The following is an 18546-nucleotide window of genomic DNA, read 5'->3' on the forward strand; positions in this document are numbered from 1 at the left end:
AATCTCACTCGACGATTTCAAGAGTTCCGACTTTCGGAGCCAGGGAACTGCCGCCAACAAAGATCTCGTACTCACCCGGTTCGAGAACACGTTCTTCGTCGTTATTAAAAAATCCCAAGTCACTGACGGGCAAAGCGAATTCAACCACGCTGGTCTCGCCGGGCTCCAGTTGAATGCGACGAAAGCCTTTGAGTTCACGAACCGGTCGCGTGAGGCTTCCCACCAGATCGCGGACATAGAGTTGTACAATTTCGTCTGCGGCGACTTTACCTGAATTGGAAACGGGTACGCGGACGGCAAGAATTTCTCCTGAACGAAGCTTTGTGGCCGATAATTCGACGTCGCCGTAGGTAAAGGTGGAGTAAGAAAGTCCGTATCCAAACGGGAACAGAGGATACGGCCCCACGTCGATGTAGTTCGAGTTGTATCCCAACTCCACGTCGAAGTCGTCGTCCACCCGTTTATCCTTGGCAAAATCATAAGGGCGGGGAGGACGGCCCGTGTTTACGTGGTTGTAGTAGAGCGGAATCTGCCCGACGGATTTTGGAAATGTCACGGGAAGTTTTCCCGACGGAGACTCGATCCCCCACAGGAGATCAGCCAGGGCAGGGCCTGCCATAGTCCCGGCGTGGAACGAGTAGAGCACCGCATCGACCGCTTCGATCTGCTTGCCGATCGTGAGTGGTCGCCCTGCTTGGACGATCAGAATGATCGGTTTGCCCACCTTCGCGAGTGTGCTGACCAATTCATTTTGCGCTCCCGGCAAATCGAGCGTTGCGCGACTCCGTGCCTCACCAGAAATGTTGGCCCGCTCGCCGACGATCAGGACGACGATATCCGCCTGCTCGGCAGTTGCTACGGCCTCTGCAAAACCCTGCGTGCTGCGATCAAGGTCATCAACAAGCCCCGAGGCATAAAGAACCTCGATCTCGTTGTTTTTCGCACTCTCTCGAATTGCAGCGAGTGGCGTTTGACTGTCGGCCTCTTTGCCATCGGGGATCCAAGTGCCAAGTTGGTCTCGCTTGGCATCTGCCAGGGGGCCGATGATGGCGATTTTTTTGAGTATAGTCTTATCCAACGGCAAAACGCTGCTTTCGTTTTTGAGCATCACAACGGATTGCCGGGCAACTTTTCGGGCCGCGTCCAAATGTTCTTGGCTTAGCAAAATCTTGGCGGCGTCGGGTTCTGTGTAAGGCTGCTCAAACAAACCAAGTTGGAATTTGACGCGCAAGATCGGTTTAACCAATTCGTCGACGGTTGTCTCAGATACCTGGCCACTCGTGACCAACTCCGTCAGATTCTTGCGGTAGCAGGGGCTACTCATTTCCATGTTCACACCTGCCTGGGCCGCCGCCAGTGCCGCCGCCCGCTCGTCCTTTGACGAGCCATGCTCAATCGTCTCGAAGATGGAGTCCCAATCGCTCACGACAAATCCTTCAAACCCCCACTCACCGCGAAGTACGTTGCTGAGCAATTGCTTGTGGACAGACATCGGAATTCCGTTCACGTCGTGAAAGCCGCACATCAACGTCGCGACGCCCGCATCGACGGCAGCCTGAAAGGGAGGGAGGTAGACATTCCTCATGGTGGAAGGGGAAATCATTGTGGCGTTGTAGTCGCGACCTCCCTCGGCTGCACCATAACCGGCAAAGTGCTTTACGCAGGCCGCAATGGAATCTGAATTGGACAAGTCGTCCCCTTGGTAACCTCGAACAGATGCTGCCGACAGGGAGCTGGCGAGATAAGGATCTTCACCAAAGCTCTCAGCGATTCTCCCCCAGCGAGGATCACGAGCGATATCGACCATCGGGGCAAACGTCCATCCAACACCCGCTGAACGTGCCTCGCGGGCGGCAATGGCGCACGCTTGCTCGACCATTTCGGGGTTCCATGTGGCAGCCTGACCGAGTGGAAGAGGAAAGATCGTCCGAAACCCGTGGATCACGTCGCGACCGATGATGAGTGGAATGCCAAGCCGACTTTCTTCCACAGCTAGGCGCTGAAACTCGTTGACCGTGGTCACGTTGATCTCATTGAGAATCGAGCCGAGCTGTCCGCTGCGAATCAATTCGTATAACGCACTATCTGCAACCAAATTTTTCGTGTTGCCCGTCGCTTCGCCACCAATGCCATTGGATTGCGTGAGCTGCCCGACCTTTTCTTCGAGGGCCATTTCTGCAAGCAGAGAATCGACTCGCTGGTCAAGCGGGGCAGATTTATCTAGCCAGGGACGTTCAGTCTTAGTCTCTTGGGCCGACAGGAGAGGAGATCCAGAGATCGCCAAACAGCAAACGAAACACAAGAATGAATCGAGGAAGTAAGTGGGAGTCATGTCGTGTCGATTGCATAGCGCAGTGCAAAATTTCATACTGTTTTCTCAAGAAGGAATAGTCATGATGAAAAAGTAGCCGAGGCGGGAGTCGAACCCGCACGGGGGTTACCCCCCACTGGATTTTAAGTCCAGAGCGTCTGCCATTCCGCCACTCGGCCATATTATATTCGGAAATCGGAATGCAGAATGCGGAATCAATCCGGTGCCACATTCTGCCCCTAGCTTCAGGTGCGTCTTCAGATTACTGTTTTGGGTGCAGTTCGCCAACCAAGGTAGGTGGGCTGTTTCTTGATTTCCTGGCTCGACGCGGTACTGATCAATGGAATTTTCCGGCTGGAATGGGTTTCTCGGGACGCGAGCATCACTGATGCTTGATCTTGTTTGTTTAGGGATGGTGCTGGTGCTGGCGATCCTGGGCTGGAGCATTCGACTCGTGCGGAAACATGGGAATTACTCACTTCATAAGAAGGTGCAACTCACCCTGGCGGGATTGCTGCTAGTCGTATTAACCCTGTTTGAGGTGGATATTCGGCTCCACGGTTGGGAGGAGCGGGCAGCGGGTGAATTGGGAGGCACGCCGTCGAGCAGTGTCTTCTACGTTTTGTGGGTTCACCTCTTCTTTGCAATGACCACGTTGGTGCTGTGGATCGTGGTCATCGTGCGGGCTCTCAAAAATTTCCCCCAGCCCCCCCTGCCCTGCGAACACAGCCGCTCACATCGGCGCTGGGCATGGTTGGCGGCGATCGACATGCTGCTCACGACTTGCACCGGCTGGGTGTTCTATATGATGGCGTTTGTGTTGTGAAGTTGCGAGATACGAGTTTCGAGTTGCGAGCCCGATAATTGCCCAAAACAACTCGTGACTCGCAACACTCCTCACACTGCTCCTCGAGTTTCATTGGTGACTTCAGCGGCGCCGGCTTCGATGCGATTGATGGAGTTGAGGAAGGCGCGCGCCGCCGCTTCGACGGTATCGGTGGAGGCACCCCGGCCGCGATAGACTCGGCCGCCGTATTCCACTTCGACCACGGACTCCCCTTGGGCGTCTTTACCGCGGCTGGCGCTCTGAACTCGGAAATCTTTCACCACGACCGACTTGCCGGTGATCTCTTCGATGCCGAGAAACAAAGCATCGAGTGGGCCATCTCCCTCGTTGTTGGTGGCCTCGGATTCCTGGCCGGCGCGAGACAACACGATCCTGGCCTGACGGACCGCTCCGCTGGTTGCCTGGACCTCATAGGAAACGAGTTGCCATTGGTCACCAATTTCTGTGTTACGTTGTTCGATCAGGGCTGCGATGTCGCCATCGTAGATCTCTTTTTTCTTGTCGGCGAGTTTCTTAAAATCGACAAAAACGGCGTCTAACTGCTCGTCGCTCAGGTGGTATCCGAGCGCCCGACTCCGGTCGGCCAAGGCAGCGCGACCGCTGTGCTTGCCGAGTACGAGGTCGGTCTTGGTGAAGCCAACGTCTTCGGGCCGCATGATTTCGTAGGTTGTGGGTTCCTTGAGCATGCCGTCTTGATGGATCCCCGCCTCATGGGCGAATGCGTTGCGGCCGACGATGGCCTTATTGCGTTGGACGACCATCCCGGTGATGTTCGAAACCAGGCGGCTGGTGGGGACCAAACGCTGGGTGTTGATAGTCGTTTCGGCCTGGTAATAGTCGCTACGGGTTTTCAGGGCCATGACGGCTTCTTCGAGCGAACAGTTGCCGGCTCGTTCGCCAAGGCCGTTGATCGTGCATTCGATCTGCCCCGCACCGTTTTCGACGGCGGCGAGGCTGTTCGCGACAGCAAGTCCCAGGTCATTGTGACAATGAACGCTGATAACCGCTTGATCAATGTTCGGTACGCGATTGACGAGCATATGAATCACCTGCGCAAAATGGGTCGGCGTGGCGTAGCCGACCGTGTCAGGGATATTGACGGTTGTGGCACCGGCAGCAATGGCTGCCTCGACCACCTCACACAAGAAGTCGTGCTCGGTTCGGGCGGCATCTTCGGGAGAGAACTCGATGTTGTCGCAATAGCTCTTGGCTCGTTTTACCCCCTCGACTGCCCTGCGGATGATCTCGGCTTTGTCCATGCGGAGCTTGAATTCGCGGTGGATCGCGCTGGTGGCGAGAAAGACGTGGATGCGTGTATCCTTGCCATACTTGAGGGCTTCCCAGGCACGGTCGATGTCTTGCTCGCGGCAACGTGCCAAGCCGCAGATCGTCGCCCCTGAGACCGTGTTGGCAATCTGGCGGACGGCTTCAAAATCGCCTACGGAAGTGATGGGGAAACCTGCCTCGATGACGTCTACACCGAGATCGACGAGCGCCTGGGCAACCTCCAGTTTTTCCTTGAGGTTCATGCTGCAACCGGGCGATTGCTCACCGTCGCGCAAGGTCGTGTCGAAGATCGTGATTTTGCGTGGTTTGGAGGGTGACATAGTAATTTGTGGATTGGTGGTATGTGGTTGGGGAGAAGGCAATAAAAAAACCCTGGGGCCGAGGGGCCTCAGGGTTTGATAACTTTTTTCGGTAAAAGTGTCTTTACGAACCCTAAGCCCTTCGCTTGGTTAGCGGTAGTAGTAGCAGGGTTAGTAAGGACAAAATAGCCATGATCGCTTGCAGTTGTAGACTTATTCGATGGAATTCGCTTGGTCGCGAGCTGAACAATGTAGTATTCTTCTCGGTAACTCTAACCGACAAACTGTGGCAAGTCAAGGTTCGTTAGGAAGAGCGAAATTCTCAGAATTCATGCTCCCCAGAGAAAATGACAAGCAGGTGAAATACCATGCAAGACAAAGGAAAGTATCTCGACCTAAGCACGGAGCGTGCGAACAACGTTGTGAGCTCCTCAGCTTCAGTGAAGCCATTTCTGGGCGTAAACTTCGCCTGCTGCGGGGTTTACTCCCGGGTGTATCCTAATGCGGATCGAACTGCTTATGCGGGGCATTGCCCTCGCTGTGCGAGGCGGGTGCGATTTGAGATCGGTCCTGGGGGGAGCGATTCTCGGTTTTTCACCGCTCAGTAAATTCGCTTGTCTTCTTTCCCACGCAGGCGGGAATCTATGTACTTGCAAGGATTGTTGCCGAATCTCCACGTGCTGAAGCAAGCTCGCCTTCTATTGCCTTTTCATTTGCTCCTGGATCCAACACTCCAATTCCTCCAGATCGACCGGCGGGAGCGAGCCGATATCGGGCCGCAAGCGTTTGGCTTCGCGAACGTAAACGTGGTGGATGTCTTTTTGGGGCTTGTCGGTATTCCAATGCAGGAGGACGCGGATGCACATCGGAAGACTTCCGGGTACGGAGATCTCGTGGCCGCAGAGTAAGGGGACGTCCAGGAGTCCTAGCTGCCGAGCCGCCAAGGCTGGAAACTCGGCATTGATATCCGGAGTGGTCGAGAAGACAGCGCTGGCAATGTCACAGGATTCGATCTCGTTTTGCCGCAACATGAGCGCGAGCAATTGGCGTGTCGCCACGAGGATTTCCTCGCGGTCGTTCTGGTCGAGAGTGGTCGCTCCACGGACACCGCGACAGGGCATAGCAGAATCTCGTAAAAAAGTACTGGAAAATGAGTGGTGAAAGATCGGAACAGCAGCTTATCTCTTGTTTTGGCGGAGAGTAAGCCAGGCAGTGTTTCAGAGCATTATAGATCGGAATATTCCAGCTTTGCGAGTGTTCTTCGGCATTGCGCAAAGATTGCCGACCTTGCCTGATTTAGCTGGGAGAAACTGGAAAAAATGTTTGGCAGAATATTTCAGACCCGTTGACAGCTGGAGGCCCAATGGTAGAATTTCGGGTCTCGACTGAACCTGTTGTTCGCAACAGGGTCTTGAGAGAAACGCTCCGGCACGGAAAATAAGTGCTGGAGTTTGTATTGCTCTTTGACAATTCGGTAAGTGACTTCTAACAATTTCTTGAGATTGTGAGTTCCTCTTTGTAGGGTCTCATAATTCTTGAGTGAAATGCCAGCACAAGACTGTATTTTTCGTGTCGGGCGCGCTTAATTCACGCGTTCGGCATTAAATCAAATTTCTCAATTTGGCTCTTTAGCTGAGTTTACTCAGTTTAAGTATACATTAATTGAAGGGTTTGATCCTGGCTCAGAATGAACGTTGGCGGCATGGATTAGGCATGCAAGTCGAGCGAGAACTTTAAGATTGAAACTTCGGTCGATTTCTTAAAGGGAAAGCGGCGCAAGGGAGAGTAACGAGTAGTTATCTACCCCAAGGCCCGGAATAGCTGCGGGAAACTGCAGGTAATGCCGGATAATATCCCCGGATCAAAGGTGTGATTCCGCCTTGGGAGGAGACTGCTTTGTATTAGCTTGTTGGTGGGGTAATGGCCCACCAAGGCTACGATGCATAGCGGGCGTGAGAGCGTGGCCCGTCTCACTGGGACTGAAACACTGCCCAGACACCTACGGGTGGCTGCAGTCGAGAATCTTCGGCAATGGGCGAAAGCCTGACCGAGCAATGCCGCGTGCGGGATGAAGGCCTTCGGGTTGTAAACCGCTGTCAGTTGGGAGGAAGGGTCCGTGAAGAGCGGATCTTGACCTATCTTCAGAGGAAGTCCGGGCTAAGTTCGTGCCAGCAGCCGCGGTAATACGAACCGGACAAACGTTATTCGGAATTATTGGGCTTAAAGGGTGCGTAGGCGGTGCGGTAAGTGCGGTGTGAAATCCCACGGCTCAACCGTGGAATTGCGCTGCATACTGCCGTGCTAGAGGGAGACAGGGGTAAGCGGAACTGATGGTGGAGCGGTGAAATGCGTTGATATCATCAGGAACACCAGTGGCGAAAGCGGCTTACTGGGTCTCTTCTGACGCTGAGGCACGAAAGCTAGGGTAGCGAACGGGATTAGATACCCCGGTAGTCCTAGCCGTAAACGATGAGCACTTGACTGAGGACCCCCCCATAGGTTCTCGGTCGCAGCGAAAGTGTTAAGTGCTCCGCCTGGGGAGTATGGTCGCAAGGCTGAAACTCAAAGGAATTGACGGGGGCTCACACAAGCGGTGGAGGATGTGGCTTAATTCGAGGCTACGCGAAGAACCTTATCCAGGCCTTGACATGTACGGATGCTGCCCATGAAAGTGGGTTAGTTGCCTTCGGGTGAAACGTGCACAGGTGCTGCATGGCTGTCGTCAGCTCGTGTCGTGAGATGTCGGGTTAAGTCCCTTAACGAGCGAAACCCTTGTTCTTAGTTGCCAGCGCGTCATGGCGGGGACTCTAAGAAGACTGCCGGTGTTAAACCGGAGGAAGGTGGGGATGACGTCAAGTCCTCATGGCCTTTATGGTCTGGGCTGCACACGTCCTACAATGGCATATACAAAGGGATGCTACCTCGCGAGAGCAAGCAAATCCCAAAAAGTATGCCCCAGTTCGGATTGCAGGCTGCAACTCGCCTGCATGAAGCCGGAATCGCTAGTAATCGTGGATCAGCATGCCACGGTGAATATGTTCCTGAGCCTTGTACACACCGCCCGTCAAGCCACGAAAGTGGGGGGGGCTTAAAGTCGCCAAGCTAACCTTCGGGAGGCAGGCGCCTAGAGTCAACTCCGCGATTGGGACTAAGTCGTAACAAGGTAGCCGTAGGGGAACCTGCGGCTGGATCACCTCCTTTCTAAGGATTTCTTAGAACTTCAAAGATCTTGTTTGCTCTTGTAGTAAACATCCTTTGATGAAATCTTCAATATCGGTGACGATGTTGAAAAACATGGGGACGGTTCTTGTGATGGCATAGAAGTCAGATAAGCGACCCGGATGCGTAAGCTTCCGGTAAGTTTGACAGCGAACCGAATTGATATTGAGAAACCCGGCCCAGAGTTAGCCGCTCTGGGTCGGGTTTTTTTTATGCGCCTAGCTTCTCGTGAGTTAGTGCCTGGTTGCACCGTAATCGCCTTAGTTCGAAGCGGTTGAGTACCAGGGTCCCCTGGTCCAGTGATTATGGAGAAGTGGTGTAATGCATGTAACTGGATTCGCTGAATAACATGCCAATCAAAAATATTTTGTTCGATCTCGATGGCACGATTGGCAATACACTGCCGCTGTGCATTGCTGCATTTCGAGCGGCGATCGAGCCTTTCGCCGAGCGAAGCTTGAGCGACGAGGAGATCATCGCAACGTTTGGTCCTTCGGAAGAGGGGACGATTGCTGCTCTCCTACCCGATCATCAGGCGGAGGGACTTCGACGCTACCTGGCAAGTTACGAGGCATTGCACCCCGAATGGCCAGCACCGTTTAAGGGAATGCTGGAGGTCCTCGATTTTCTCAAAGCTAATCGTGCATTCGTAGGCCTCGTCACAGGCAAAGGTGAAGTAAGCGCCAACATGACTCTGCGTAGATATGGTTTGAGTAATTTTTTCGATGTGGTAAAGACGGGTGCAGCGACGGGACCTGTCAAAGACGTTCGCATCACCGAAGTCCTGAGGGAATATTCCCTCCAGAAAGACGAGACGCTGTACGTGGGGGATGTCCCTAGTGACATTACCGCCTCCAGAGATTGTGGGATCAGAATCGCTGCCGCGGCGTGGGCTCCGACTTCAGATGAAGAAAAGCTGCGAGCCTTGAGCCCGGACTTTCTGTTCACGTCCGTGCCGCAATTTTTGGAGTTTCTAAAGGATGAGTTCGGGATGTAATGAGAAGGTGACTACTTCGCGAAAGCCTGGGGGAATGCGAACCCGAGACGCACCCACAAAATTCCGGCAATCACTATTCTGAATTCGATTGTAGGACTCTGCACTTTGTCATGGAGAAAATAGACTTCGAGCTGTTGACAGGTCAAAGACAGATCTTCCCTTAATACTACGCCATTATCACATGCAAGATAGTGAACACTATGTTTCTATATGATAAGAACCTCGGCTGTGATTTGTTGCACAGCAGGTGCCACTTTCTCCGCAAGAACTTCTCCCGTGAAGCCTGGAGCATTGTATTCGCTTGTCGGGTCTGAAATGACGGGTTGGATCATGAGCGGCGGCGCTTCGGGTGCGACTGGCTCCGCAAGTAATTCTCCCGTAAAGCCCGGAGCGTTGTATACACTCGCCGGGCCTGTAATCACAGGTTGTATCATGAGCGGCGGTGCTGCGGGTGCCAATGGAGCTACCAATGATTCTCCCTCAAAGCTAGGAGAGTTATATTCGCTCGCTGGGTCTGTGATTACGGGCTGGATCATGGGAGGCGCCACAGGCACAACAACATCTTTTGGTGCTGGCAAAGGTGCCGACACTTCGCTCCGAATGCTCCCGGTTTGGGTACGAACAGCAATCGAACCTGCCCCAACATCCGGTAAATTCGCTTCGGTGACCGGGAGTGGAACTAAGTCGACCCAATTATGCGTACTCGCCGGATCCATGATCACGGGCTGAGTTAAGAGCGGTGGCAATTCATTCAAACTGCTGCCAAATTCACTCGATATCGAGTCGAACGCCGCATCTAGCACAGCAATCTCATAAGGAACATGCGACTCCGGAACCGAAACGGTTGGAGCATATTCCAACGATTTGTCTTCCGCAAGAATCTTTTCGATAAAAATGGGTTCGTTTAGTTGTCCAGCAAGCGGAGGTGCAACCGCTTCAGTGCGATAGTACTGAAGCAATACACGATTATGCGTGGCAGAACTCTGGATCTCATCTGACTGGTTTAATTCCGCTTCAAAGAGGGAACCAAACAGCGGCAACATGACTCCGGGCGCATTTCGGCTCTCCAAACGTTCGGGAGCAACGATTCGTCGAGGGGAGCGCGGATAACATGGGAGATATACCCCGTGCGATAAGTCAGCCAGCCATTTCCACTTGCGATTCATAAGTCTCTTTGCTCACTTAGGCATGCCTTATACGCACCGCTTTTTTGACAAAATCCGGCTTGATTTACTCAGGTTTCACTGCCGCAGGTTTGGCAAGCAAATCTCTTGCTCCACGAGCCAATTCGATCCATCAGTGGCCAACTTGCTCTGTTTGCCCCAATTGTCACTATCGGCCAACTCACACCGGGCGGTAAACTCAGGTACTATTTAGACCGTTTGGATGGATCGTGCCTCTTTTCTGGACAGTATTCAGTAGGGATTCTATAATCCGCAAAGATACTTTCGACCAATTTGGGCGATTTGGCGGGTACCTCAGACTGCACCTTCTGTCGTCCCAACTCGTTTTATGAATCTTTTCTAAATGCTGCTCTATGCCCGGCGCTCACGAATACTAGTTGATCGCCGACAAGTATCCTTTTGATTACCCCCGCCAGCCCTAGGCGACCCGCTGTGGAAGTGGTCTCCGGCGTGTTTCCGGAATGGCGAGAATCTCTACCTTGCCTAAGGGGTAAGTTGCCAGACTTGTCTTGGTCCCGCTGAATTGTGGGAAGCGGAACACATCAAGCCTGATTGGCACGAGAAATCACCCGACGAAAAGCTTCCGTTCGGACTCAATTCCTTGGAAGATCCTGCCCTTCGTGCTGCGACCTGTCTCTCGTGTCATGTGCGCCATAGCGACTGCGGAAGACTCATCACTCATGAGATGTACGCCGCCGGACACCCTCCTCTCTCGGGTTTCGAGATGGAAGCATTCGCCGACAAGATGCCGAGGCATTGGCGGTATTCCCACGAAAAACCAGGAAGCCAACCTTTCAACTTTGAACGCCCCCGGGCAGTTTTTCTGGGCAGCTTCGTCGCGTTCAGGACTGCCGTCGATCTGGCCAGCGATGCCGGGAAAATTGGCCTGAACTCGCGCGTCTGGAGTGCTATTCTTGCCATCACTAATGGCAGACTCCCAGTTGGCGGCTGGAGGACAACAATCGAAGTGTTGCCGGTCGCCCTCGGCTTGAGCTTGGCTGCCTCCCGTTGGTGCGAATCGCCGCGGTGTTGGCGGGGAGACCGTCGGTGCAGAGCAGCTTGACACACTGCTCACCCAATCTCAGCAGCCTTTTTAACAAAACTTGTTCGGAGACATCACCGAATTGGTGGCTCTCCGCGCTGCAGTCGACAGGTGGTCTGAACCAGTCGAGCAGCAACTGTTCGAGATGCCACTCGACGAAGTTCAGGTGGGTGAAATCCTCGATTTTCTGCTGGGCATAGCTGCCGAGGGATGCCACGACTACGACACCGCCCGGCAACTCTCGGGGGCGATCACGGTCGTTGCCGGGGAGCTGTCGCGTTCTGGGGCCCAGGTTCCAGGGCTCAGCAACCTGCAGAAACAACTGGCGAATCTCAACGTGCGGGGATTTGCCTTGGTCTCCACCGATGACAAACACGTAGAAGCCAAGTTTCACCAGCAACTTTCCAATCGTGCCCGCTTCAAACCCCGTGTCTTTTCTGCCCTGATGGCATCGCTGCGAGAGAGCACTGGCAAGTAAAACTTGCACTGATGGAACTCTATTCCATTGCTCTCACACGAATGGTGAAGCTTCACCGATTCAGGGAAAACCCTATTTTCCCCTGGAAAAATGGACGCATTCGCTCAAGGCCAGCACATTCCCTCCCTGAATTGGTGACCGCGGGTGAAGAGGTGTGTTTCGCACTACAAGACTCTAAGTGGTTTACCCACGCAATGTTGCGTCGCTTATTACTGGCGATTCCCATCTTGGCACACAAGTAGCAATAGAAACATTGCCGCTCAGTGCATGCGCAGAGCGGGGGGTGCCATCAAGGATGGCCTCCAGCGCTGTCGGCTCGTCGCTGATGGTGTTTAGGAAAATTGTGATTCCTTCACCCTTTGGTTGTCGGAATGGCATCTCGCTGAGCAAGCGAGGAAAAATAACGCAAGGTGCGTTTCCACTGGATTTAATAGGAGAAATGCAAATGAGCAACTTTCAATCTTACGAAGCGTTGGAAGCAGATTACGGCGGTGACAACTTTCGTCGAAGCGAACCGATTAAGGCGAGCCGACAGAATCCACCCAATCGGGGAAATCGTCGCGGAAAATCTCCTCAATCGGTCAACGGAATTCACCGTCGACGTAAACGAAAACTCAATTGGTAAGGCATTGGACCATCCGACCAGGTGCGTGCTGCTCTTAGATCCTTTGGTTCGCAGAGTGTGCATGTCGCTGGCTCTTGGTGGGTTCGTTGCTTAGTAGCCACAGTGGTTTGTCCTTTGGGCGTTCACTGGAATTGGAAGTGTGAGAACTACCTACGTACGGTTACGTCGCATGAGTTGTGGCGCTCGTGTCGCAGAGTTTTTACCTGAAGAAGTGTTAATTGGGATTCGGAAGTGCAGCGTGTTGCTTGCACATTGATAGGAATCACTTGGCAGGTTTACTCAAAATGATTTTGACACCGGCGATCAACATCTACGACATCCGAGGGTCTTAAGCTGTGGAATTTGTCTCAACGCAATCAATCCGACGAAGATCTAAGCAGCCAGAGAAACAATCGAACGTGCCTGTGGGCAGCTTGGTATTGCCGAGCATGCTGCACTGTTTGATGTTGACCTGGTCTGACGAGAGAGCTGGGTTATTGCGTAATGCTGCCGAAAGCGAATCCTGGCGATCCACTGTTAATCGGGACGTTCAAGAGTACCTTCGCAACCTGTTTCGACTCCGTGTGCCCCTGACTCTAATCGACCTACCATGCCTGAAATCCAACAGTTACGTGGGAATCCAACAAGCGGCTAGCCATGCCTCAGAGCTTGGTAGTTCTCAGGTCATCATTTGTGGAAACGATAATCACCGTGAGGAGGAGATCTGGGCTCGGGGATTAGGAGTCTGGGCTTATCTGCCAGGTGATAGAGGTCCAGCTGGTTTGGAATTTGTGTTCGGTGACGCTCGTCAGGCGCTGGCGAAGAGTGCAATGACCTATGTGGAACTCGAGGCATATCACTAGATGCGAACATTTTAATTAGAGCGTGTTGTGGATTGATGGAAGAGACATCGTGAACTGAAAAGAGCGCAATTACACTCCCCCTCGAATACCACATTGCGAGTAGATCGATGAACAAGCGAAACCTGGGAGAGCTTGAAGAACTTACAGCGGAGTACACGGCCAGCTCGGTTGTGCGAGCGGCACGTCTCCGGCGCGAGGCTAGAACAGGAACCTTGCGTTCCCACTCCAAGCGCCGCAGGGAGGCAAATGGACGGCGAAAGAATTCCGTTGTCGGCGGGATTCACTTGAGAGGCGGAAGAAGAACCGTCAGGTAAGAAGCCTGGCAAGACAATAAGCCTAGTTGGGCGGGGGGTTGTGTAACTGTCGGTTGTTCCGACGACTTGCAACCAAAGCGGCTGCGAAGCTGCAAGGAATTATTTGTATCGCTGCCTACAGCGATGCCAGTTTTATTTTTCGGGAAATGTACACCTTTTTTTCTAACTGGAGTTACCTCATGATCGAAGTTCAACACCTAAGAAAACGCTGCCTAGGAGTTCTGGCAGCTACGCTGGCGACCTGCTCCCTTGTCGCTTCCAGCCTGTACGCAGGCACGATTCCGTCAGGAGCAATGACACTTCCGATTGGGCAGTCGGTGAAACTCAACTTGCTCACACAAGGCGAGATTCCAGGGATTGTTGTTGGCGACAAACTGTTCCAGGAATTCATTTATTCTTGGACGAACGACATGCCGCTACCTGAGAACGTGAATGTGGTTGCAATCCAAACACAGGGCAACTACGGAATTCGTTTTCAAGGGTCCTTCGGCGACTTGCCAGACATTGGCGCGCAAGTGGCCTCGGATGCCCACTTGGAATTCTCAGTGCATGTGGTTGACTTTCCAAATGGGGCGGCAACTGGCGAAAATGGGAATACTCCCGGGCTCTATCGCATCTCAGATGCCCACCTAGCAAGTGCCATCTTCCTGGACAAGAACGCACCTGGTTCGTTTGGTTCGATCGACGAGAGCTTCCTAGGCAATTCGCCACCTATCTCCCAGACTTTAAGTGTGTATAACTCCACTCTAGGTGGAGGTGGCAGTCGATTTGAAGATGGCGTTGATTTCAACAACACCTATGAATGGCTACGTGTGCAAAAAGATATCTTCGCCAGAGCAGCTGAAACGGCAATTGAACCTGTAAGAATGACGATTATTGATCAGACCTTCTCACAGGTGCAAGTGGAAGTTCCTGAACCGAGCTCGGTCGGACTCCTCATGTTGGGGAGCATCGCATTGACCGGCTTGGGCAGACGATCGTTGATCTCTGCAGGTTAAGACTTTAAGGCAGACTTAATACGCTCGTCCAAGCGGGCCATGGATGGAGATACTCCAGCCCCACCCATGGCTGATGGACTGGCGCGTACATTTCCGAAGGCTCAGCGGCCGATCAGTTGATCGACCGCTGAGCCGATTTTTTTTTCTCTGATCAAAGACTCGCCTACCAATATCGCGTTGACTCCCCCTTGCTCCAACTGCAAGACATCTGCGTGAGTTTTGATGCCACTCTCTCCCACGACTACGCACTCGTGAGGAATCTCTCGGCGGAGTCGCAATGTACGACCCAGATCAACTTCGAACGTATGCAAATTACGATTATTGATGCCGAGTAGATTGGTTCCCGTTTCCAGCACTCGCGATAGATTCTCCGACTCGTATAACTCAATCAGAGGCGTCATGCCAAGTTCGATCGTTTCGCCATACAGCTTGCGAAGCTGACAATCGTCCAGGCACTCGGCGATTAACAAGACCGCATCCGCCCCTGCAACTCGCGCCTCGATAAGCTGGTAGGAATCGATGACAAAGTCTTTGCGCAACACAGGTATGCTAACTGCGGCACGGACTTGCCGCAGATAATCCAAGCTGCCCTGGAAGTAGGTCACATCGGTGAGCACGCTAATGCAAGCAGCTCCGTGTCGCTCGTAGATCTGAGCGATCTCGACCGGATCAAAATCCTCGCGAATTACTCCCGCAGAGGGACTCGCTTTTTTGACCTCGGCAATCAATTGGATCGATTCGCTGAGAGCCAGCGGTGCGAAGAAGTCCCGCACCGGCGGAGCGTCGCCCAAACGGGCAGTCAACTCTGTGATGGGAACAAGCGCACGAGCTTGTTCAACTTCACTCCGCTTAGTGACAATAATTTTTTCAAGGATAGTGGCTGACATGTACCCATTTTAGCCAGACCAGCTTCCTTACGACAGCCTGGCTCTTTTCTGGTCCCTTGGGCGAGCCGTAAAGTAACGAGTAATCCTGCGCCTTGTGAGTTCGCTGCTCGCAAGGCCATCTAATGTCGAAAAGTGGTTTGAAGGAAAAGGGACAAAAGATTGATTCACCTCCTGCAAGAGCATCGCCAGCATAGTAAGTCTGCTAGCAGCAACACCTGCCGAAGCGGCAAATCTTGCCGGCAAACCTCGCCGCTAGCGGGATAGATCATTTGCCAGCTGACGGGCAATTAGCACAAGATCCTGCTTAGTTTATTCGTTGGAAATGGCATTCCGTCGTTCTACTCACCTCTTTTCGAGCGGATTGGCATGTGAGATGCATCTGATTGATGGCCGATGGCAGGGGGGTTACCTGCTTTTCGATCGACTGACTCACATGTACGGAATGTATCTCTCTGCTGAGGGGGCGAAAATCCAATCGAAGCGATTGGAGTTCATTGCCAATAACCTCGCTAATCTGGAAACGCCCGGCTTCAAGCGGGACATTCCCACGTTTCAGGCTCGCTATGCCGAAGCGATTCAACAGGGGAAAGACTATCCCGGCAGCAATTCCATCAATGACACCGGCGGTGGTGTGAAGTTGATGAACGTGGATATCGACTTCTCGAAATCCACGTTTCGCGACACGAACGTTGATACGGACTTTGCCATCAATGGCGAGGGATTTTTTCGTGTGAAAGATTCTGAAGGACAGGAGTTTCTTACTCGTGCTGGTGACTTCGAACTGGACGGTGCGGGGAACCTCATGACACAGGACGGGAGGTATTCCGTCCTCGACAACAGTGGCAAGAAAATCACACTCGATCCCCTGCTGCCCTGGACTATGATCGGGGGCGGCAATATCGAACAGGACGGAGATCTGATTCCCCTAGGCTTGGCACAGCCCCAATCTCTGGGTGACCTGGTCAAGACCGGCAACAATACCTTTCGCTCCCTCGGGCCAACCTCAACTGTGCCAACTGAGAAACGGGATATTCGCCAAGGCTATTTGGAGCAATCGGGCGTGAGTTCAATCCGGGAAATGAACTCCATGATCGAAACCACGCGAGCCTTTGAGGCGAACACGCAACTTATCCAACACCAAGACACCATGGTCGGCGCGCTGATTAGCCGTGTCTTAACCAGCTAACAACTTTTCCAAAATCAAGGAATTGAATCATGAGTGTGCAAACTCTCTACACTGCGGCAACAGGCATGGAAGCCCTGGAAACCAAGTTGGACGTGATTGCCAATAATATGGCGAATATCAATACCACGGCCTTTAAGAAGGACCGGGCCAACTTTGAGGATCTGTTCTATCGGCAATACCGCTTGCCGGGTGCCCAAGATGCCGACGGCGGCATCACATCTACAGGTATCGAGGTGGGTCTCGGTTCTCGTGTATCCAGCACTCAGACGAATTATGTTCAGGGTGCGATGCAGGTAACCAACAATCCGCTGGATTGGGCGATCGAGGGGCGTGGATTCTTCAAGGTCAATTCTATCAACGGGCCGCTGTACACTCGCTCCGGCAATTTTGGCGTGGACGCCAACGGTCAAATAGTGATGGGTTCAGCAACCCAGGGTTGGATTCTCGATCCGCCAATCAACATCCCCGATAATGCGACTGGAGTGGTGGTTGCTACTGATGGCCAAGTGAGTTACTCAACTTCGGATTCAACCTCACTGATTCCGGCTGGACAATTGTTATTGACGACCTTCATCAATCCGGATGGCCTCTTGAAGATGGGCGATGGTTTGTACCAGGCAACGGATTCCTCGGGGATCGCCACTGAAGCGAATCCTGGCCAACCTGGAATGGGAAATATTCGCCAGGGTGCGCTTGAGGCAAGCAATGTCGAGCCTGTGCAGGAATTGATCGATTTGATCACTACCCAGCGGGCATTTGAGTTGAATTCGCAGGTGGTGCAGGCTGGTGACCAAATCATGCAGGTTGCCGCGAACTTGAGACGGTTCTAATCAACCCTTGCTTTGACGCTATCAATTAAACCTATTCTTGCCACGGATTGACACGGAACAAACACAGTTAAGTTCAAATATCAAAAGCTTATCTGTTAATCAGTGTTTCATCCGTGGCTAAAATCAAAAAACACTAAGTTGGCCATGAAATCTAGAATCCTATGTCTTGCATTACTTTCGTCGCTTGCGGTGACTGATACGCAAGGTGCAACCGTGTTGCTTCATGAACGTGCCAGTTACACAGGGGCGGTAGTCTATTTGGGTGATATTGCCGACATTTCCTCCGCGACTCCTAACGAGGTCAATGATCTTTCCACCACCCCCTTGCTGCCGGCACCTTCGCAAGGAACGAAAGATTATCTTCGAGACAATCAGATTCGCGAGTTGCTCATCAGCCGGGGAGTCGACGTTACGGAGCTATTGATTACCGGGGCAAAGGTCGTGGAGATTAGTCACTCGGTTGTCAAAAAGGCTCCCACTCCAGCGGACCCAACTACGCTCATGGAACCTCAAGAAATCGAGGACGCTGTTCTTGCTGCTATCAAGCATTATTTGACAAGCGAAACTGGGCATCAACAGTGGGAGCTGGAACTATCGCTCACCGATGCCACGCTTAACAAACTAGCAAAGCTAGGGTCTGAACTCATGGCGACAGCTGGCCACAGCCCGTGGACGGGTCCCCAACGATTTCAGATCACTGGCATAGGCACAGCGAATGCGGTATTGGTAAATGCCACAGTAGACCGATTGCAGGAGGCGGTCGTAGCGGTACGAAAGATCCAACCGGGAGACCTGATCGGAGTTTCTGATGTGGAAATTCGTTTGCAGGGTGGGAACATGCCCGCGACTACCGTCAGTTCTTTGGAACACGTGCTTGGCAAGGAGGCCATCAGGGCAATCACTCCGGAAACCATCCTGCAAATCGGGCAGCTTCGTGCTCCCTTGCAAGTGCAACGGGGGGAGACGGTTGAAGTTTTTGCTCGTACCGGCGGGATCACGGTTAAGACTTTCGCCGTGGTAAAGCAAGATGGCTCGCTGGGTGATCTGGTACAGGTTGAAACCCTCGATCGCAAAGAGAAATTTGCCGCTCGAGTCTCAGGGTGGAAACAACTGGATGTGCTGCCCACGGGCGTCTCAGCTGCCGATGTTGCCACGCTTCACCCCTTAACACGAGAACTACGCTAAACCTGATAGTGACAA

15 protein-coding genes, 1 tRNA gene and 1 rRNA gene are annotated in these 18546 nt (G+C 52.9%); 10 read left to right on the forward strand and 7 right to left on the reverse strand.

Features of this window, described 5'->3' with window-relative positions:
- Positions 1-4 precede the first annotated feature (4 nt).
- Both bglX and Pla144_RS13045 read right to left on the reverse strand, forming a co-directional pair.
- A complete protein-coding gene (bglX, locus tag Pla144_RS13040) occupies positions 5-2368 on the reverse strand; it encodes a beta-glucosidase BglX (protein ID WP_197530665.1) in 2364 nt (787 codons plus the stop codon).
- 37 nt (positions 2369-2405) lie between these two features.
- Positions 2406-2490, reverse strand: a tRNA-Leu gene (locus Pla144_RS13045).
- A gap of 209 nt (positions 2491-2699) precedes the next feature.
- On the opposite strand from Pla144_RS13045, the gene Pla144_RS13050 reads away from it, so the two are divergent.
- Positions 2700-3137 carry a DUF420 domain-containing protein gene (locus tag Pla144_RS13050; protein ID WP_231936350.1) on the forward strand — a complete coding sequence of 146 codons (438 nt, stop codon included), beginning with the start codon at positions 2700-2702 and terminating at the stop codon, positions 3135-3137.
- Positions 3138-3208: 71 nt separating this feature from the next.
- On the opposite strand, the gene Pla144_RS13055 is transcribed toward Pla144_RS13050, so the two are convergent.
- Positions 3209-4765 (reverse strand): 2-isopropylmalate synthase, encoded by a 1557-nt coding sequence (locus Pla144_RS13055; protein ID WP_146451136.1) that lies wholly within the window; start codon positions 4763-4765, stop codon positions 3209-3211.
- Positions 4766-5442: 677 nt separating this feature from the next.
- Complete coding sequence (aroH, locus tag Pla144_RS13065) at positions 5443-5865, reverse strand: chorismate mutase (RefSeq protein ID WP_146451137.1); 423 nt, start codon at positions 5863-5865, stop codon at positions 5443-5445.
- A gap of 538 nt (positions 5866-6403) precedes the next feature.
- Between aroH and Pla144_RS13070 the strand changes: the two genes are divergently transcribed.
- Both Pla144_RS13070 and Pla144_RS13075 read left to right on the forward strand, forming a co-directional pair.
- A 16S ribosomal RNA gene (locus Pla144_RS13070) occupies positions 6404-7945 on the forward strand.
- Between the two features lie 367 nt (positions 7946-8312).
- Positions 8313-8960 carry an HAD family hydrolase gene (locus Pla144_RS13075; protein ID WP_146451138.1) on the forward strand — a complete coding sequence of 216 codons (648 nt, stop codon included), beginning with the start codon at positions 8313-8315 and terminating at the stop codon, positions 8958-8960.
- 206 nt (positions 8961-9166) lie between these two features.
- Here Pla144_RS13075 and Pla144_RS13080 read toward each other — a convergent pair whose 3' ends face one another.
- Together Pla144_RS13080 and Pla144_RS13085 are read right to left on the reverse strand one after the other, a co-directional pair.
- Positions 9167-10126, reverse strand: a complete 960-nt coding sequence (locus Pla144_RS13080) for a hypothetical protein (protein WP_146451139.1) — start codon at positions 10124-10126, stop codon at positions 9167-9169.
- A gap of 583 nt (positions 10127-10709) precedes the next feature.
- Complete coding sequence (locus tag Pla144_RS13085) at positions 10710-11210, reverse strand: hypothetical protein (RefSeq protein WP_146451140.1); 501 nt, start codon at positions 11208-11210, stop codon at positions 10710-10712.
- Between the two features lie 61 nt (positions 11211-11271).
- Here Pla144_RS13085 and Pla144_RS13090 point away from each other — a divergent pair, with 61 nt between their 5' ends.
- The 4 genes from Pla144_RS13090 (at position 11272) to Pla144_RS13105 (ending at position 14443) form a co-directional block, all read left to right on the forward strand.
- The gene (locus Pla144_RS13090; RefSeq protein WP_146451141.1) at positions 11272-11664 is read left to right on the forward strand and encodes a hypothetical protein; all 393 of its coding nucleotides are present in this window, start codon (positions 11272-11274) and stop codon (positions 11662-11664) included.
- A gap of 445 nt (positions 11665-12109) precedes the next feature.
- The gene (locus Pla144_RS13095; protein ID WP_146451142.1) at positions 12110-12289 is read left to right on the forward strand and encodes a hypothetical protein; all 180 of its coding nucleotides are present in this window, start codon (positions 12110-12112) and stop codon (positions 12287-12289) included.
- 428 nt (positions 12290-12717) lie between these two features.
- The gene (locus tag Pla144_RS13100; RefSeq protein WP_146451143.1) at positions 12718-13131 is read left to right on the forward strand and encodes a hypothetical protein; all 414 of its coding nucleotides are present in this window, start codon (positions 12718-12720) and stop codon (positions 13129-13131) included.
- A gap of 493 nt (positions 13132-13624) precedes the next feature.
- A complete protein-coding gene (locus tag Pla144_RS13105) occupies positions 13625-14443 on the forward strand; it encodes a PEP-CTERM sorting domain-containing protein (protein WP_197530666.1) in 819 nt (272 codons plus the stop codon).
- 101 nt (positions 14444-14544) lie between these two features.
- Here the strand turns inward: Pla144_RS13105 and trpC are convergent, their stop codons facing one another.
- Positions 14545-15330: an indole-3-glycerol phosphate synthase TrpC gene (gene trpC / locus Pla144_RS13110; RefSeq protein ID WP_146451145.1), complete on the reverse strand. Its 786-nt coding sequence runs from the start codon at positions 15328-15330 to the stop codon at positions 14545-14547.
- A gap of 373 nt (positions 15331-15703) precedes the next feature.
- Here trpC and Pla144_RS13115 point away from each other — a divergent pair, with 373 nt between their 5' ends.
- The 3 genes from Pla144_RS13115 (at position 15704) to flgA (ending at position 18531) form a co-directional block, all read left to right on the forward strand.
- Complete coding sequence (locus Pla144_RS13115; RefSeq protein WP_197530667.1) at positions 15704-16516, forward strand: flagellar hook-basal body protein; 813 nt, start codon at positions 15704-15706, stop codon at positions 16514-16516.
- Positions 16517-16545: 29 nt separating this feature from the next.
- Positions 16546-17346 (forward strand): flagellar basal-body rod protein FlgG, encoded by an 801-nt coding sequence (flgG, locus tag Pla144_RS13120; RefSeq protein ID WP_146451147.1) that lies wholly within the window; start codon positions 16546-16548, stop codon positions 17344-17346.
- A 144-nt stretch (positions 17347-17490) separates the two neighbouring features.
- A complete protein-coding gene (gene flgA, locus Pla144_RS13125; RefSeq protein ID WP_146451148.1) occupies positions 17491-18531 on the forward strand; it encodes a flagellar basal body P-ring formation chaperone FlgA in 1041 nt (346 codons plus the stop codon).
- The last annotated feature ends 15 nt before the right edge of the window (positions 18532-18546 follow it).

It is taken from the genome of Bythopirellula polymerisocia (assembly GCF_007860015.1).
GTDB classification, from domain to species: Bacteria; Planctomycetota; Planctomycetia; order Pirellulales; family Lacipirellulaceae; genus Bythopirellula; species Bythopirellula polymerisocia.

Coding starts and splice junctions, on each gene's coding strand:
- bglX (WP_197530665.1), bottom strand. CDS start 2,368: ATGAAATTTTGCACTGCGCTATGCAATCGACACGACATGACTCCCACT.
- Pla144_RS13050 (WP_231936350.1), top strand. CDS start 2,700: ATGCTTGATCTTGTTTGTTTAGGGATGGTGCTGGTGCTGGCGATCCTG.
- Pla144_RS13055 (WP_146451136.1), bottom strand. CDS start 4,765: ATGTCACCCTCCAAACCACGCAAAATCACGATCTTCGACACGACCTTG.
- aroH (WP_146451137.1), bottom strand. CDS start 5,865: ATGCCCTGTCGCGGTGTCCGTGGAGCGACCACTCTCGACCAGAACGAC.
- Pla144_RS13075 (WP_146451138.1), top strand. CDS start 8,313: ATGCCAATCAAAAATATTTTGTTCGATCTCGATGGCACGATTGGCAAT.
- Pla144_RS13080 (WP_146451139.1), bottom strand. CDS start 10,126: ATGAATCGCAAGTGGAAATGGCTGGCTGACTTATCGCACGGGGTATAT.
- Pla144_RS13095 (WP_146451142.1), top strand. CDS start 12,110: ATGAGCAACTTTCAATCTTACGAAGCGTTGGAAGCAGATTACGGCGGT.
- Pla144_RS13100 (WP_146451143.1), top strand. CDS start 12,718: ATGCTGCACTGTTTGATGTTGACCTGGTCTGACGAGAGAGCTGGGTTA.
- Pla144_RS13105 (WP_197530666.1), top strand. CDS start 13,625: ATGATCGAAGTTCAACACCTAAGAAAACGCTGCCTAGGAGTTCTGGCA.
- trpC (WP_146451145.1), bottom strand. CDS start 15,330: ATGTCAGCCACTATCCTTGAAAAAATTATTGTCACTAAGCGGAGTGAA.
- Pla144_RS13115 (WP_197530667.1), top strand. CDS start 15,704: ATGCATCTGATTGATGGCCGATGGCAGGGGGGTTACCTGCTTTTCGAT.
- flgG (WP_146451147.1), top strand. CDS start 16,546: ATGAGTGTGCAAACTCTCTACACTGCGGCAACAGGCATGGAAGCCCTG.
- flgA (WP_146451148.1), top strand. CDS start 17,491: ATGAAATCTAGAATCCTATGTCTTGCATTACTTTCGTCGCTTGCGGTG.